Raw genomic sequence first — 16,223 nt, 5'->3', positions numbered from 1 at the left:
TTCGTTCGAGCACTAAAAAGCAACCCTACTTTTCTCCTGGCTTTGCCTCTGCTTCTTTGCCCTGACGTTCAGCAGAAAAGGCCTTCAGTTGGGCCAGGTTCATTCGAGCCGATTCATCACCTTGGGCGGCGGCTTTTTCAAACCAGTAGATAGCCTTGTCAAAATCCTGCGGGACACCATCGCCATTAGTGTACAAAATCGCCAAGTTGTTTTGAGCACTGACGCTGTCCTGTTCTGCTGCCTTTTCAAACCAATACACAGCTTGAGCCACGTCTTTTTCAACACCACGACCTTCGGCGAACAAAATGGCCAAATTTTTCTGGGCGGTCACGTTTCCCTGAGCGGCGGCTTCCTGAAACCAATGAACGGCCTTACCAAGATCTTTACTCATTCCTTCGCCATTACTGTACATAATGGCCAGATTATTTTGGGCCGTAATATTTCCCTGTTCCGCTGATTTTTTGCACCAGTAGGCGGCTTTCTCTAAGTCCTGCGGAACACCATCGCCCTTTGTAAACATTATGGAAAGGTTGTTTTGAGCGTTATCATGCCCCGTTTCTGCAGCCTTCAGAAACCAGTTGAAGGCCTTTTTGAAATCTTGCGGTACTCCCATGCCCTGAGCGTAGAGAACACCCAATTCGTTCTGTGCGGCGGCATCACCTTGTTCTGCCGCAGCTCTCTGGTACCAGAAAGCCGCTTTTTCAAGATCGCGCTTGCCAGCCGAGCCATCCGAGTAGATGAGGCCAAGATTGTTCTGGGCATCGATATGGCCCTGTTCTGCTGCCTGGGTAAACCAGTCAAAGGCCTTTTCAAAATCTAAGGCTGTGCCCTCACCTTTACTGTACATAATGGCAAGATTGTTCTGGGCATTTGCCTCACCAAGTGCTGCGGCCTTTTCATACCAATAAGCCGCTTTTTGGAGATCCTGAGCAACACCATCCCCGTGGGCATACATCAAACCTAAGTTATTCATCGCCGTAGAGTTGCCTTGTTCGGCAGCCTTGGTTACCCAATCTGCGGCCTTTACAAGATTTTTTTCGACACCATCACCTTCAATATACATAATGGCAAGATCGTTCTGCGCCTCCTGGCTGCCACTTTCAGCAGCAGAACGTTTAAACCAGTATGCCGCCCTGGACAAAGCCCTCTGCACGCCTAGTCCTTCTGTGTAAATGAGACCAAGGCGGCTTTGAGCCATTCTGTCACCCTGTTCGGCCGCCTGTAAATACCATTCAACCGCTTTCTCATAATCCCGAGGCGCGCCATCTGCGCCCTTGAAATACATTTCTGCCATATCAAAAGCAGACTTCTCCATGTGTTGGGCTATGGCGTTGTCAACTTGATCCGCTTCCGGTATTGAAGGCTCAGAATCCGGCGCAGCTTCTTGAACAGGCACCGCTCGTTCAATTACCTTTGTCGCCAGTTTTTTCTCGTTGGTTGGTTCAATAACTTTAACAATCGCTACCTTTTGGGGACGCGAAGTTGGCTTCTTGAGGGTTGCCAACTTTTTTCGAGCCGGATCATATCCCTGGCCAGCCGATTTCTCATACCAGAACTTGGCCTTACTGTAATCGCTGGCCACACCTTCAAAGCCTTCCTCATACAAACGCCCAACATTAAACATTCCGCGACTATAGTCGTGCTCGGCGGCACTCATATAATATGCTAATGCCTTTGCGGTATTCGTTTCAACCCCCAGACCTTGTTCATAAAGCAGCCCTAAAGACACTTCGCCCCGGGCATACTTTTGTTGAACTGCTTTCTCATACCACTCTTTAGCCTTTGCATAATCCTGCGGCACCCCCAAACCATTTTCGTAGAGATACCCCAAATTCACCTGTGACCTGGCCTGGCCTTGATTAGCTGCTGCCTCATACCACTGGGCTGCCTTCAGATAGTCTTTCTTAACGCCGCGACCCATTTCATAGAGTACGCCAAGCAGTCGCTGGGCATCAGCATCACCCTGCCCAGCAGCCTTTTCATACCAATAGGCAGCTTTTTTAAGATCTTTTTTTACCTTTCGGCCTCGCTCATAGGCCTGTCCCAAATCCGTCTGCGCCTTGGCGTCACCTCCTTGAGCTTTCACTTCCAAAGCAGATGGACCAGACCACACAGGTCCAGCAAAAAAGAGACCCATCAAAAAAAACCCACAGGCCACAGTCAACAGCATCATCTTTTTTAAGCGCCCGTTGCAGTCAGTGGGCATAAGGTTCTGATGTGTCGATGCCAGACCGGCTTGCACTAAAATCCTGTGTTCAAAACCCATAACTGTTTTCAACCCTGCCCGATCCATTTCTTTAAAATATCTTCTGGTAAGAATTGTGTTCCATAGCGAAGATTTTCAGCAGAACGCTGCGGAGCTGCTTCTGAGCGAATCGCACTTGCTTTTTCTGTACTAACCAACGGAATTTCTGTTTTTTCAACCTGCACTTGAGGCTTGGGAATATCCGCATAAAGAAGTTCAGGTTGGCTGACAACTGGCCGTTCATCGGCAACAACAGCTTCGGCAATTTCAAGACGCTGTGCCCTTTCTGTTTCAAGGGTTGTCTGCAAGGTATCAAGTTGATTCTGGAGACCAATAACACGCTCAGAGCTCATCCTTTCTTTGTTCTTTAAGGCCTCAAGTTCATTCTTGAGGCTGGTCACTTCAATCTGGCGAGCCAGCACAAAATCTTCAAGCTCACTCAGTTTAGCCAACCTATTCTCAAAACGGGCATTTATACTGCGTTCTTCGTCAAGAGCGGTCTTGTGCTCTGTAAGCTGATTTCTCAGAACAACCAACTCATCCTCATGGTCTTTAGCGGCCAGCTCTTCCTTGAGTTGACAGTTTTCTTGTTCTAAACGATTAACAGCCTCGGCTTTAAGGGCTGACAGCTCTTCCTGGGCCGCCTTGGCAGATTGCAGCTCAATTGACAGTTCGGAGTTTTCACTGCCTTTTGAGGCTATCTCCTCTTCATACGATGACAAACGCTGACGCAGAACAACCAACTCCTCTTCATGGTCTTTAGCGGCCAGCTCTTCCTTGAGTTGACAGTTTTCTTGTTCTAAACGATTAACAGCCTCGGCTTTAAGGGCTGACAGCTCTTCCTGGGCCGCCTTGGCAGCTTGCAGCTCAATTGACAGTTCGGAGTTTTCACTGCCTTTTGAGGCTATCTCCTCTTCATACGATGACAAACGCTGACGCAGAACAACCAACTCATCCTCATGGTCTTTAGCGGCCAGCTCTTCCTTAAGCTGACTGTTTTCTCTCTCTAACTGTTCAAGAGCTGCCGTGCGGGCTGAGAGCTTCTTCTCTGTTTCTTGTGCCATTTTCAGCTGATAGGCAAGAGTTTCATTTTTCTCACATTCAGATGAAAGCTCCGTCTTGTAAACCGAAACCCTGCCCCGAAGGCTGGTAATTTCCTGCTCAAGTTCTGACTGTCGGTTGGCATCATGAAGTTCCCGCAGCTCGTCACGTTCCTGGCGCAAGGTTGCGGCTTCAGACTGTGCCGCAGCAAGCTCCTGCTCCAGGCCGGCTGAAGCCAACGTTTGTGTTTCAATGAGGCTCCTTCTCTCAACCTCTTCCTGCACCTGGCTTTCGAGTGCGGCAATCTGGTTCTTAAATTTATGGATCTCATCTCTATGATCCGCATCAGCCCCGGCCTCATTCATCTTCCAGGCTGCATTTTCAGCGGCAAGTCGATTTGTTTCATCTTTTTGAGCCGTTATCATACTCTCAAGAACAGGGAGTCGCGCACTCTCTTTACGGGCCTCCGCCAGTTGTTCTTTTGCCTCTTCAAGTTCAACTTTAAGCGCACCAAGCTCTTCAATCTGACCAGACATGTGAGACATACCTTTGAGCTTCAAGGCCGCCTTTTCAGTTGATAACTTGTCAACCTCAGACTGCATCTCGCGCAACTCTGATTCCAACTCTTTAATTTTGAGCTCTAAGTCCTTCTCCATCGAACGTTTCTCCTCCTGCAACTTTTCTTGAACAAGTAGTATCGATGCATTTGTCCGGTCAAGTTCCTTCTGTATAGCGTTAATAAGCTGTTCATTGGCAAGTTTTTCCGCTGTCAGACGAGCTATTTTCTGCTCAGCCTTACAATCAACCTCCATCACAGAGTGCCCGGGTTGACCCCGCCGTAAAATCAACACGGAGCCCACACTTATGCAGACAGATAAAACCATAAGCCCATACAGTATCTTGGAGCCTGATTCCTGCTCAGCTGCAGGCAAACTGCTTTGAGCCTGGGCCTCTTCAACCATGATATCGACAATGGCTTTCCCCTCTGAAAGAGAGTCTCTGTACCATCCCAGATAAATGTCTTCATTTTTGGGTTCCCACAACTCTGACCAGGGCTCTTTGCCCAAGGCAGAAGGCTGCTGGGAGTTAGCAACCACATCTTCAACGGCCGTTACCAGTTCCTCAGGGGCAGTGTCAACGGTTTCACTCCCCGGCCCCCGCTCAGCAACAAACCAGCCTTTTTCCTGAGATATATCCAGATAAGCGGCACTGTAAAGACTCTGACTGGCAACCTTGCCGGCCTTGTATTCCCCAGCCACTACTGTTTGCCCGGCTGCCCGTATCAGATAAAGGCTTACAAAGTCCAGATCATCCTGCTTGCCTCCTAAAATCAGCAGTTCTTTAGCCAGGGAAAAATCATTTTCTGTCAGATCCGGATATAACCCTTTACTGCCGGATTCATCATAAAGACTCGACACAACAATGACCGGGATACTGCCGACACTCAAATATTGAGAAAGATCATCAAGATCACTGTTGTTTAAAGTGATACAACCATTTGTGCTGTTTGAGCGAAGTTCTTTATTGGTTCCGTGAATATAAATTCCGTTTCCGCTTCTCCCATCTGTCTGGTCATAAACGTTGGGATAGTTGAGATGAAATGCCCTAGTACCAAAAACTGTTATTTTATTATCAACATAGGTCTTGGTGATAAAATAAACGCCCTCAGGAGTTTTCTCATCACCCTCTATTTGCTTACGGCCAAAATTCTCACCGGTAACGGCAAAATACTCAGCAACCACGCCGAGTCTTCCGTCATGTTCCAGCACGCGAAGTCTCTGGAAATCTTTTTCAACAAGAATAAAGTAAATAGGCTTACCGGCAACCAGAACCTTGAGGTCAAGATTCAGCAATGCTGAGGTGCCGTTTACAGGGACAGCGGCACTTGCGGGGCATACCGGCAGGTGAGCTGCGAGGAAGAAAAAGAACAGCAAAAACAGGCTACATCTCTTTGAAGTTGTAAATAAAAAATTCATCGAAACAATCTACCACGTCCAAGCCTATGATTTAAGGGAAAAATCATTTCGAGGCCTCAGTTTTTGTGTTTTCCACCGCTTCAACGAGATCGCGACAGGCATCTTTAATTAATTTTGCCTCCTTGGAAGTGACTACAGCCCGCCCAAGAAGCTGATGCATGTACTTCAAGTGAAAGTCCGTTTTGGCCTGGCCGGCAGCTGTGTCCAAGGATTCAAATAACCGTGTGGCTTCCAGATACATTGCCGCAAGCTCTTGTTCTTTAGCGGGCTGCTTTGGGTAAAACGCTTGATTTTGATCTGCAACACCCTGCAAAAGCCCCTTTCGCAGCTCGTAACAGAGAATACCAACAGATTGCGCCAAGTTTAATGACGAAAACTGTGCAGTTGGAATCGTGGTCAACATACCACAGTGTTTTAATATATCATTGCCCAAGCCGGTATTTTCAGGACCAAAGACAAGACCTGCCTTGCCGGAATGAAGATAGGGACGAAGAGGTGCAGCGAGTTGATCCGGCCAAGAGGTTGGTCTTCTGCCCCTGCCAACTCTGGCGGTCGTACCGATCAGCATGGAAAAATGTGGTACTACCTCTGAAAAATTCGCCGCAAATCGGGCCTTATCCAAAAGATGTGCGGCATTATGAGTTGCCGTTTTGCCTGCAGCTTCACGATCAATAGAGTCAACCCCAACAATCCAAAGCTGCTCAACCCCCATATTCAGGGCAATTCGCGCTACACTGCCAATATTTTCAGCATATTTGGGCCTGACAAGAATAACTGCAATATTGCTGAGTTCTTTCATCTCTCTTCTGTCATCTGTCTTCTGCCTGGCAACCCGGGCAAAAATAGGTTGCCCGACCGGCCATAACTGTCTTGCTAATAGACGCTGCACATAATGGACAGCTCTGCCCCTTTTTTCCATAGACATTTAGCTGCAACTGAAAATAACCCTTTTCACCGCTGCTGCCAACAAAATCGGCAATGGTTGAACCTCCTGCAGCAATTGCCCTTTTTAAAACAGAGCGGCTCTTCCGGATAATCTTTTGCCACTGAGCAGCCGTCACTCTGCCGACCGCCTTGTCCGGCCTCACACCAGCTTCAAACAAAATCTCACTGGCGTAGATATTGCCGATTCCAGCTACAATGTGCGAATCCATCAGAAAGTTTTTCACCGGTTGGCCCCTTTTTTTGGCTTTTCCCGTTAAATAGTCCACCGAAAACTCTTCAGAAAAAGGCTCCGGGCCAATCTTAGCAAAAAGAGCGTCACCATCTTCTTCAGGTGAAACAACCTGCAGCGAACCAAAGCGGCGCACATCGTTAAATCGCAGTTCCATCTCATTATCGAGAAGAATCCAGGCATGGTCATGAGGCTTTCGCACCGATTTCCGTGTAAAAAGCCCAAGTTTACCCGTCATGCCAAGGTGAACAACAATATTTGCCTTGTTGTCCAAGTCAATACTGATAAATTTTGCCCGGCGCCTGAGGCCGATAACTTTAGCAGCGAGAACCCAATTTTTGAATTGGCTGCGGGGAATTGGCAGACGCAAAGCCTTTCCGGAAAAACCGCACTTTTGCAGTACTCGACCAACAAGTAAAGGCTCAAGGCCCAGTTTCACTACTTCTACTTCAGGTAATTCTGGCATTCTTTATTAACCCCATATAGAATGTTTTTTTATGCAAAACTCCACGTTCAGTGTTACAGTACCAGCCCTTAGCAACCAAATCGAGAGCTAGGTTTTAAGGATATATCAACAGACAATGAGTTCGCACATCACACAGACAGCCCAGACAGAACGACGCAAACTACGTACCCAGGTTCTTGGCGCTCGGGATGCATTATCTATGCAGGCTCGTCAGCAAAAAAGCGACCAGATACTTAAAGCCCTGATTTCTCATGAACGCTTTATACAGGCGAAAACTATTTTTTCGTATATCAATTTTCGAAGTGAAGTGATTACCACTAGCCTCATAAAACTTTGCCCCAGCCTTAACAAGCGTCTCTGCGCACCATTAACTCTGCAAAAGGAGTTTCGCCTTGTACCCTACGAAGTCGCCAATGAGACCCTTTTACAGCCAGGCTATTGGGGCATTCCTGAACCCGACCCTCTACGCCATCAACCAGTGGCCCCAGAGGAAATTGACCTTATACTCCTTCCCGGCAGTGTTTTTGACCGTTTTGGCGGCAGATTAGGGTACGGTGGCGGCTTTTATGACCGTTTTATTGTCACTATGGCCCCCGAGTCGATTACAGTGGGTCTGGCTTTTGATCTTCAGCTGGTGGCAGACCCACTACCTCTGCTACCCCACGATCAGAAGCTGGATTATCTTATTACAGAAAGTACCATACTCAATTTCACCAAGGATCAGCTATGACCAAAACCGCAATTTTCAGAGACGATCTCTTCCTGGAACATATGAAGGGCTTACATCATGTTGAATCAGCAAGCCGTTTGCAGGTGCTGAATGAATACTTTGACGGCCCAGCTGCCAAAAACTTTCTCTTTCCTGAGTTTTCTCCCGCCACTCGTGAGCAGCTTGAGCGCAACCACTCTACCGAATATATCAACAGGGTTGCCAAAACTGCCGGTAAGCCACAGGTAAGTTTAGACCCCGACACCCAGACTTCAGCCCTTTCGTACGATGCCGCCTGTCTCGCTGCTGGTGCGGCAATCACTGCTGTCAAGCAAACTGCTGCCCGAGAGATCGACAACGCCTTTTGCCTTGTCCGTCCACCTGGACACCATGCAGAACATGACCGAGCCATGGGTTTTTGTATTTTTAATACTATTGCCGTTGCCGCCCAATATGCCCTGAGTGAACTGGGCTTGGGTCATGTGTTAATCGTTGATTGGGACCTGCACCATGGCAATGGAACCCAGAACTCCTTTTACGATACCGATAAGGTCCTCTACTTTTCAACCCACCAGTCGCCCTACTATCCAGGCACAGGCGCAGCACACGAACTCGGCAGAGGTCGGGGCGAAGGTTACACTATCAACGTGCCCTTACCGGCCGGGCTTGAGGATTTTTCATATTGCACAATTTTCAACCAGTTATTGGCCCCCATCGCCCGCCAGTTCAAACCGGACTTGATTCTGCTCTCGGCTGGCTATGATACCCACATCAATGACCCTTTAGGCGCTATGATGGTCAGTAAAAAAGGCTTTGCCTATATGACCAAGGTTCTCTTGGATTTAGCCTCTGAGCTGTGCGACGGTCGTTTTGTCGCCTGTCTGGAGGGCGGCTACGATTTAGCTGGTCTTAAAGAAGGTGTGATTGCCTCCGTATCCGAGATGCGCGGCAAATCGATACTTGATGATAAAAGCATCATGAATTTCACGTCAAACACCTATCCGGTTATGGCCATGGAAGCGACAAGAGACCTTGCAAAAAAATACTGGAATTTATAGAATACCAAAATGGTCAAACCAAAAATTCTTATCGCCGATGATGACTCCCTGGTTCGGGAGGCCATTGAGAAAATATTACAGATCTTCGGTTATACAGTCGTCTCCGTAAGCAATGGCAGTGAAGTGCTTAAGGCTGTTGATGAGTCCTACTCTACCATTATTTTAGACATCAATATGCCGGTAATGGATGGCTTTGCGACCCTTGAAGGGTTAAACAAGCGTAAACTCGATATCCCGGTTCTTTTTTTAACAGGGGGCGGCTCCATGGATTACGCCGTTAAGGCCATTAACCTTGGGGCCTACGATTTTTTAACCAAACCAATCAGTGACCTTGACCTGTTTGCTGTAAAAATAAAACGTGCCATCGAAAAGAGGATGTATGTCCTCATGCACAAAGCCTACGAGGAAAATCTTGAATACGAGGTCAATCAAAAAACAAAAGAGCTTTTGGGAAAAAACATCCTCTTAGACAACTACTCGCAGCAACTTGAAGAACAAACGCTTAATACCATCACCACGCTTCAGATTGCCCTGGAAGAAAAGGATAAATACACGGCTGGACACACCAAACGAGTAACCCAGTACGCAACAATGATTGGCGAAGCCCTGGGGTTATCCGGTGAAGACAGACAGGCGCTGACTTGGGCCGGACAGATTCACGATATCGGTAAACTGGTTATTGACGTCAGTTGCATTCAAAAGCCGGGTACTTTAACCAACGAAGAGTGGAAGCGAGTGACCAAGCACCCGGTAATTGGCTATAACATTGTCCAGCCCCTGGATTTTTTGGCCAGAGAGGCAACAATCATCAAACACCACCATGAACGTCTTGATGGAGAAGGGTATCCGGACAGGCTGCAAGGCAGCGCCATTGATCCCTTAACTCGTATACTCACCGTGGCTGACAGTTATGATGCTATGACCTCTCAAAGAAGCTATAAAGACAACAAACCTATGGTAGAAGCTATCGAAGAGTTGTATAACTGTGCCGGTTCACAGTTTGACCTTGAGGTCGTTGAGGCCTTCGCAAAAACACTTATGAAGAGCAACAAATGAAAATAGCCGAAAAAGATATCCGAAAAGTGGCCAATCTAGCCAGACTTGTGCTCAATGATGCCGAGGTTCACAGCATGACAGAACAGGTCGGTAAAATCTTAAGTTATGTCGAAAAACTAAACGAGCTGAACACCGACGGCATTGAACCAACCACCCACGCCATTCAAGTCAACAACGCCTTCAGGGACGATGAGGTTTGCAGATCACTGCCCCAGGCAGAGGCACTCCGGAACGGTCCTCTCCAAAACGGTGAAGCCTTTGTTGTTCCAAAGGTGATATAAAATGGAACTCTATGACAAACCCATCCATGAACTGCACGCACTGCTTACTAAGGGCGAAATCTCCTCTGTTGAACTGACAAAAACTGTCTTTCGACGCATTGACCAGGTTGAACCACAGGTAGGGGCGTTCATTACCCAAAACCGGGAGCAGGCCCTTGAGCAGGCCCAGCAGGCAGATAAAAAAATTGCCGCCGGATCTGCGGGCCCTTTGTGCGGGATTCCCCTTTCCATAAAAGATGTACTCTGCACAAAAGGGTTACGGACAACGGCCGGCTCAAAAATTCTGGAACCTTTCATTCCACCCTACGATGCAACTGTTATCACCAAGCTCAAGGATCAAGGTGCCGTTATCGTCGGCAAGGTCAGCATGGACGAATTTGCCATGGGTTCGGCTAATGAGAACTGTGCCTACGGCGTCCCTAAAAATCCCTGGAACACCGATTATATCTGCGGTGGTTCCAGCGGCGGCTCGGCGGCATCCGTAGCCGCTGGTGAATGCATCGCCTCACTTGGTTCAGACACCGGCGGTTCTGTGCGCCAACCAGCATCGCATTGCGGTGTTGTTGGACTCAAGCCAACCTACGGCAGGGTTTCACGTTTCGGGCTTCTGGCCTTCGCCTCGTCGCTCGATCAGATTGGCCCTTTAACAAAAGATGTTACGGACTGTGCCCTTATGCTTGATGCTATCGGTGGCTACGATCCTAAGGACTCAACTTCCGTGCGACAGGAGATGCCCGCCTTCAGCAAGGCCCTCACCAAAGGTCTCCAGGGAGTTAAAATCGGTATACCCAGTGAGTATTTTGGCGAAGGGCTTGACCCGGAAGTCAAAAAGGCTGTTGCCCATGGTATCGAACTGCTCTGTGAGGCCGGTGCCAAAAAAGTTGAACTCTCACTTCCCCATACCGATTACGGTATTGCCGCCTATTATATCATCGCTCCAGCAGAAGCCAGCTCAAACCTGGCGCGCTATGACGGTGTAAAATACGGTTTCCGCAACCTGGAGGCTGAAAGCCTGGTTGATATGTACAAAACTTCACGCAGCATGGGGTTTGGTGACGAGGTAAAACGACGTATTATTATCGGCACCTATGCGCTTTCGTCAGGCTATTATGACGCCTATTATAAAAAGGCGTCCCAGGTGCGGACCCTCATTGTTAACGATTACCAAAAAGCGTTTTCGCAGTGTGACGTACTCGTTTCTCCAGTATCTCCAATTGCTGCCTGGCGGCGTGGCGAAAAATCCGATGACCCCTTGAGCCTGTATCTGTCCGATGCCCTAACCGTCTGTACTAATCTGGCTGGTCTGCCGGGCCTTTCCATACCATGCGGCTTCAGCAGTTCGGGCCTGCCAATCGGCTTTCAGATCCAGGGCCCTCATTTCCAGGAAGAGCGCTTGCTCAAGATCGGCTATAATCTTGAACAACTGGTGAACATACACGCTAAACGCCCGACGCTTTCATAACCTACAGAAGACGACCATGAGACTTCACATCCCAGACCATATTAAGACCCTGATTCCCTATCCGCCAGGAAAACCCATTGAAGAACTTGAACGGGAACTCGGCATTTCCGGCTCGATCAAGATGGCCTCCAATGAAAACTCTTTAGGCCCTTCGCCCAAGGCTGTTGAGGCCATCAGGAACTCCCTTGCCAAGCTGCACCGCTATCCGGACGGCAGCTGTTATTATCTTGCCGAGGCCTTGAGTAATCATATTGGCGTGGCCGCCAATCAGCTTGTCTTCGGCAATGGCTCTGATGAGATTATCGCACTGTTAGCAGCAGCCTTTGTGCAACCTGGAGACGAGGTTATCACCTCGCAGCCATCCTTTCTGGTCTACCCGAAGGTCACCCAAGCCCAAGGCGGCATCAACCGGGTTGTCCCTTTAAAGAATATGCGGCACGACCTTGATACCATCGCAGGCCTAATCAACGACAAGACCCGGCTGATTTTTTTTGATAACCCTAATAATCCAACCGGCACAATATTCACCAAGGACGAATTTGAGAGATTTCTTAAAAAAGTGCCGGAAAGTGTGGTTGTCGTCCTTGATGAGGCCTATGTCGATTTTGTCCGACACGACAATCCAGTCAAGGCCTTTGACTATCTAGAGTCAAAAACCCCGGTTATCTCTTTACGGACTTTTTCCAAGGCTTACGGTCTCGCTGGTTTACGTGTTGGCTACGGTGTAATGCCGTTTGAAATTGCCGACTGCCTTCATCGTGTCCGAGCACCATTTAACGTTAATAGCCTGGCTCAAATTGCTGCCATTGCAGCCTTGGATGATAACGACCATTACCGGAAAACCCTGGAAATGACCTGGAACGGTATCGATTATCTGAGCCGCGAGTTCTCAAATTTGGGCCTTGATCCAAAGCCGACCCAGACCAATTTTTTCCTGGTCGATATTAAACGTGACGGCAAAGAGTTCTATCTGGCACTGCTCCACAAAGGCGTCATTGTGCGGGCGATGAACGCCTATGGCTACCCTGAATATATCAGGATTACAGTTGGCACCATGGCCGAAAACGAACGCCTGATCGCTGCCGTCAAAGAACTCCTCATAAAGAAGTAACGTATTAACCCGTGAACACTATCATCACCATAGACGGCCCATCCGGCTCCGGTAAAAGCACGATCAGCCGTCTGCTGGCCCAGCGCCTTAACTACACCTACCTGGACACTGGGGCTATGTATCGAGCCGTTGGCTTTGCAGCCCAAAGGCAAGGTCTCGAAATAGTCGAGTCTGAAGCTATCCGCAACATGCTTGCCAGCGTCAAACTTACCTTATTACCCGCTGAAGGTGACACACGAGTTTTGTTAAATGGAGAAGATGTCTCTTCGGCGATTCGTTCTGCAGATATGGCAATGGTGGCCTCTAAAATTTCGGCCCTGCCTTCTGTACGAAAAAAACTTACAGACCTCCAACAGGATCAAGGCAAAAGCGGCGCCATTGTCGCGGAAGGCAGAGATATGGGAACCGTTGTTTTCCCAGAGGCTAAGAATAAGTTTTTCTTAAGCGCTAGCGCTCAGGAAAGGGCCAGACGCCGAACAGAGCAGCTCAAAGAAAAAGGCCAACCCGCCCCATATGATGATATTCTCAAACAGATTCAACAGCGTGACCAAGACGACAGCTCCCGTACGCTGGCGCCATTAAAGGCGGCTGACGATGCCATCATTATAGATTCATCAACAATGACAATTGACGAAGTCGTTCAATTTATGATTAACTCTATAAAGAGCTAACCATAACGTGATTGCAGACTATTGAGAATTATGACAGCCTTGGGACTGAATCAGTTACGAGGTAAGGAGAGAGAAATGGCGGATCAGGATACGTATAACGATTTACGACAACTTAAACGAAGACATCTCATCTATTATCTAGAGGTTTTTGACAACAGCACCGATGAGTTTTTAGGTCATCTGGTTGACTTGACCGTCGAAGGCATGAAGTTAGTCAGTAAAAACTATATCGAGCCTCAAAGAGACTACTCATTAAAAATGGTTCTCCCTGAGGGCCACACCCCGGACAGGGAAGTACATTTCAGCGCCTCAAGCATGTGGTGTCGTGAGGATGTCAACCCGGACTTTTATGCGGTTGGCTTAAGCGCTCCCAATCTGGACAAAGAGACACGAAAAATTTTTACCATTTTAATTAATCAAATAGGCTTTAATGATTAAGCCGAGATAGTCGGACTGAGAATTTCTCGGATCTTTGTTTTTAGGCCACTCAGGGTAAAAGGCTTCTGTAAAAACGCTACATTTTCTATATTTTCAAACTGATCGGCAATCTGATCCACTATGTAGCCTGTAGATATTATCGCCTCCACCTTGCTCATTTCCCTTATCCTCTTCAGGGTTTCCAGTCCGTTAAGCCGTGGCATTGCAAAATCAAGCACAATGAGTTTAATGGTCTTGGCGTTCTTGGCAAAAATCTCCAAGGCCTCTGCCCCGTCTGCGGCTACCAGCACCTCAAAGCCTATCGTTTTCAGAAGTTCCTGGCCCAGGTTCCGCAACAGCGGCTCATCATCCACCAGCAGTACCATTCCACTAAAACTGGACTCCACTGGAGTACCAGCCGGACGCCCTTTCTTAAGCATAGCTTCAGGGGTCTCCGCCGGAAAAAGAACTGTAGCCGTCAGGCCCTTTCCCCGAAGGCTACTCAAGGAAATTACGCCCTTGTGAATACGCATAATCCCTAAAATTGCCGCCAGGCCCATCCCTCGACCAGTGAATTTAGTAGTAAAAAAGGGCTCAAAGGCTCGAGCCAACTCCGTGCTACTCATTCCAGGCCCGGTATCAATAACTTCAATAAATACATATTCTCCCGGCGGCAGCTCCCTCTGCATATGAGGCAGTTTCAGCTCCTTTTCCGAGTAATATTTCTGGCCATAATGGAGCCGTATCGTACCCTCCTGTTCGCCAAGCGCCTCTAAAGAGTTGGTCACCAGGTTCACAATGACCTGCTGGAACATTCCAGTATCACCTTTAATAACAACATCGTCATCGCCTTCACAAACGAGCTCTATTCGGCTCGGAATCTGCGGCCGGAGAATGGCAAGGATCTCCGGCAGCAGTTCAGTCACCCGTATTTGCCGATCTTCGATGGGTATCTGCCCAACAAATTGCAGCATCAGTGTCGAAATCTTGGCGGCCCGTTGCGACGCCTTAAAGGCCGCTTCAATAAACTTCCGTTCTTTTTGCTGTGCCGGCATTGTCTCCAGGGCAAGTTCCTGGTTGCCCAGCACCGCCATGAGAATATTATTAAAATTGTGGGCAATACCTGAGGCCATAGCGGTCAGGCTTTGGAATTTTTCCAGCTGCCTGAGATGATTCTCCTGTATGCGCTGCTGCTCTAGCTGACTCTTTTTTTCAGTTACATCTGAAAAAATCACAACAGCACCCACAACTTCATCATCTTGATGAATCGGGGTGCTTGAATACTCTACCGGAAAACTGGTTCCATTTTTACGCCACATCACTTCGTCAGTTACCAGGCATTTTTCATCTTTTACGATGGCGGCAAGCATCTGGCACTCCTCCTCCGGATAGGCCGAGCCATCCTTTCTGGTGTGGTGAATGAGGGCGTGATTGTTTTTGGCAATAATTTCTGCTGCTCTATAGCCCAGCATTTTTTCGGCAGCAGGGTTGATAAACGTCGTTTTACCATGAAGATCCAGACCGTAAATCCCTTCTGCGGTTGAGTTCAGCAACAAGGCCTTATGCCGCTCACTCCTAGCAAGCTGTTCATTTTGCTCTACGAGCTCTCTTGCCAGTTTAGTCTTTTCCAGACAACGTTCAATACGAATAATCAGTTCGTCCGAATCACATGGTTTTAACAGGTAGTCATCTGCACCAAGTCTGAGGGCGTCAATGGCAGTTGTTACGTTTCCATAGCCAGTAAGAATAATTACGCAGGTTAAATCATTTAGTCTTTTTACCTCCTTCAAAACATCGAGCCCATCAACTCCTGTCATTACGAGGTCTGTAACGATTAAATCAAAGTGCTGTTTGGCAATAAGCTGTAGAGCCTCTTGGCCGCCGTTTGCCGTCGTGACCTCATATTTTTCCTGGCGGAGATCGGTGCCAACTGCGTTTAAAATGATCGCTTCATCATCGACCAACAAAATCGAGAAATTAGACATCTTTCACTCCCTCAATGGTTAGGATTACAACAAAGCTCGTACCTTTATCAACTTCACTTTTCACCTCAATTCGGCCACCATGTTTTTTGATTATTCCGTAGCTGACCGCAAGTCCAAGACCCGTTCCTTTAACCTCTGGTTTGGTGGTAAAAAACGGCTCAAAGATATGATCTAAATTTTCGGGCCTGATACCTATTCCGGTGTCACTCACAGTGACCGAAATCTGCTCGTCACTGACACGTTGCGTTGCAACTGTAATCGTGCACCCCTTTACGCAGGCATAAATGGCATTATTAAACAGATTCAAGAGCACCTGTTTTATCTGATCCGACACTGCCTTAATCTGTGGAATGTCCTGGGCATAGCGAATTTCAAGGGCTATTCCCTTTTCCTTACACTCTTTTTTAATTAACAGCAGAATGCTGTTAATACTGGCATGAATATCCATAGGCGCCAACCGGCCGGAGGTTGGCCGGTTAAAATCCTGCAGGCTTATAATAAGCTCCTTCCTTCGTTCGCATTCAGCAACCGCCATATCTACAAGTTGCACATCTTCTTCATCAAGGGCCGC

Annotated in this window: 14 protein-coding genes; 8 read left to right on the top strand and 6 right to left on the bottom strand. The window is 48.0% G+C overall.

Features of this window, described 5'->3' with window-relative positions; translation table 11 throughout:
* Positions 1–25 precede the first annotated feature (25 nt).
* Genes HQK80_03595 through mutM form a run of 4 tightly spaced genes read right to left on the bottom strand, consistent with a single transcriptional unit; the run spans position 26 to position 6,902 of the window.
* Positions 26–2,278, bottom strand: coding sequence for a sel1 repeat family protein (locus HQK80_03595; GenBank protein ID MBF0221307.1), 2,253 nt, complete (start codon positions 2,276–2,278; stop codon positions 26–28).
* Positions 2,275–5,262 (bottom strand): L,D-transpeptidase family protein, encoded by a 2,988-nt coding sequence (locus HQK80_03590; protein ID MBF0221306.1) that lies wholly within the window; start codon positions 5,260–5,262, stop codon positions 2,275–2,277. The genes HQK80_03595 and HQK80_03590 overlap by 4 nt, the downstream gene beginning before the upstream one ends.
* 43 nt (positions 5,263–5,305) lie before the next feature.
* Entirely contained in the window at positions 5,306–6,061 is a 756-nt protein-coding gene (locus tag HQK80_03585) for a hypothetical protein (GenBank protein MBF0221305.1), read from the bottom strand.
* Between the two features lie 10 nt (positions 6,062–6,071).
* On the bottom strand, positions 6,072–6,902 hold the full coding sequence (gene mutM, locus HQK80_03580; GenBank protein MBF0221304.1) for a bifunctional DNA-formamidopyrimidine glycosylase/DNA-(apurinic or apyrimidinic site) lyase: 831 nt from the start codon (positions 6,900–6,902) through the stop codon (positions 6,072–6,074).
* Positions 6,903–7,017: 115 nt separating this feature from the next.
* Here mutM and HQK80_03575 point away from each other — a divergent pair, with 115 nt between their 5' ends.
* The 8 genes from HQK80_03575 to HQK80_03540 all read left to right on the top strand — a co-directional run bounded on the left by HQK80_03575 (position 7,018) and on the right by HQK80_03540 (position 13,688).
* Entirely contained in the window at positions 7,018–7,632 is a 615-nt protein-coding gene (locus tag HQK80_03575) for a 5-formyltetrahydrofolate cyclo-ligase (protein ID MBF0221303.1), read from the top strand.
* The gene (locus tag HQK80_03570) at positions 7,629–8,669 is read left to right on the top strand and encodes a histone deacetylase (GenBank protein ID MBF0221302.1); all 1,041 of its coding nucleotides are present in this window, start codon (positions 7,629–7,631) and stop codon (positions 8,667–8,669) included. The genes HQK80_03575 and HQK80_03570 overlap by 4 nt, the downstream gene beginning before the upstream one ends.
* A gap of 9 nt (positions 8,670–8,678) precedes the next feature.
* A complete protein-coding gene (locus HQK80_03565; protein MBF0221301.1) occupies positions 8,679–9,725 on the top strand; it encodes a response regulator in 1,047 nt (348 codons plus the stop codon).
* On the top strand, positions 9,722–10,006 hold the full coding sequence (gene gatC, locus HQK80_03560) for an Asp-tRNA(Asn)/Glu-tRNA(Gln) amidotransferase subunit GatC (GenBank protein MBF0221300.1): 285 nt from the start codon (positions 9,722–9,724) through the stop codon (positions 10,004–10,006). The genes HQK80_03565 and gatC overlap by 4 nt, the downstream gene beginning before the upstream one ends.
* A 1-nt stretch (position 10,007) precedes the next feature.
* A complete protein-coding gene (gene gatA, locus HQK80_03555; GenBank protein ID MBF0221299.1) occupies positions 10,008–11,468 on the top strand; it encodes an Asp-tRNA(Asn)/Glu-tRNA(Gln) amidotransferase subunit GatA in 1,461 nt (486 codons plus the stop codon).
* 16 nt (positions 11,469–11,484) lie between these two features.
* On the top strand, positions 11,485–12,579 hold the full coding sequence (locus HQK80_03550) for a histidinol-phosphate transaminase (GenBank protein MBF0221298.1): 1,095 nt from the start codon (positions 11,485–11,487) through the stop codon (positions 12,577–12,579).
* Between the two features lie 11 nt (positions 12,580–12,590).
* Positions 12,591–13,250 carry a (d)CMP kinase gene (locus HQK80_03545; GenBank protein MBF0221297.1) on the top strand — a complete coding sequence of 220 codons (660 nt, stop codon included), beginning with the start codon at positions 12,591–12,593 and terminating at the stop codon, positions 13,248–13,250.
* 75 nt (positions 13,251–13,325) lie between these two features.
* On the top strand, positions 13,326–13,688 hold the full coding sequence (locus tag HQK80_03540) for a PilZ domain-containing protein (GenBank protein MBF0221296.1): 363 nt from the start codon (positions 13,326–13,328) through the stop codon (positions 13,686–13,688).
* On the opposite strand, the gene HQK80_03535 is transcribed toward HQK80_03540, so the two are convergent.
* Together HQK80_03535 and HQK80_03530 are read right to left on the bottom strand one after the other, a co-directional pair.
* On the bottom strand, positions 13,685–15,652 hold the full coding sequence (locus tag HQK80_03535) for a response regulator (protein MBF0221295.1): 1,968 nt from the start codon (positions 15,650–15,652) through the stop codon (positions 13,685–13,687). The two genes, HQK80_03540 and HQK80_03535, sit on opposite strands and share 4 nt — an antisense overlap.
* On the bottom strand, positions 15,645–16,223 hold a 579-nt coding region (locus HQK80_03530), incomplete at its 5' end, for an ATP-binding protein (protein MBF0221294.1). The genes HQK80_03535 and HQK80_03530, both read right to left, overlap by 8 nt.

The organism is Desulfobulbaceae bacterium, assembly GCA_015231515.1.
Classification (GTDB): Bacteria; Desulfobacterota; Desulfobulbia; order Desulfobulbales; family VMSU01; genus JADGBM01.
Note: the sequence above shows the minus strand (reverse complement) of the source record. Positions and strands in the feature narration are given on the sequence as shown.

Bases quoted from the DNA above. Each gene is read 5' to 3' on its own strand.
- HQK80_03565 (MBF0221301.1), top strand. From the start codon at position 8,679: ATGGTCAAACCAAAAATTCTTATCGCCGATGATGACTCCCTGGTTCGG.
- HQK80_03535 (MBF0221295.1), bottom strand. From the start codon at position 15,652: ATGTCTAATTTCTCGATTTTGTTGGTCGATGATGAAGCGATCATTTTA.
- HQK80_03540 (MBF0221296.1), top strand. From the start codon at position 13,326: ATGGCGGATCAGGATACGTATAACGATTTACGACAACTTAAACGAAGA.
- HQK80_03570 (MBF0221302.1), top strand. From the start codon at position 7,629: ATGACCAAAACCGCAATTTTCAGAGACGATCTCTTCCTGGAACATATG.
- mutM (MBF0221304.1), bottom strand. From the start codon at position 6,902: ATGCCAGAATTACCTGAAGTAGAAGTAGTGAAACTGGGCCTTGAGCCT.
- gatC (MBF0221300.1), top strand. From the start codon at position 9,722: ATGAAAATAGCCGAAAAAGATATCCGAAAAGTGGCCAATCTAGCCAGA.
- HQK80_03585 (MBF0221305.1), bottom strand. From the start codon at position 6,061: ATGAAAGAACTCAGCAATATTGCAGTTATTCTTGTCAGGCCCAAATAT.
- gatA (MBF0221299.1), top strand. From the start codon at position 10,008: ATGGAACTCTATGACAAACCCATCCATGAACTGCACGCACTGCTTACT.
- HQK80_03575 (MBF0221303.1), top strand. From the start codon at position 7,018: ATGAGTTCGCACATCACACAGACAGCCCAGACAGAACGACGCAAACTA.
- HQK80_03550 (MBF0221298.1), top strand. From the start codon at position 11,485: ATGAGACTTCACATCCCAGACCATATTAAGACCCTGATTCCCTATCCG.
- HQK80_03590 (MBF0221306.1), bottom strand. From the start codon at position 5,262: ATGAATTTTTTATTTACAACTTCAAAGAGATGTAGCCTGTTTTTGCTG.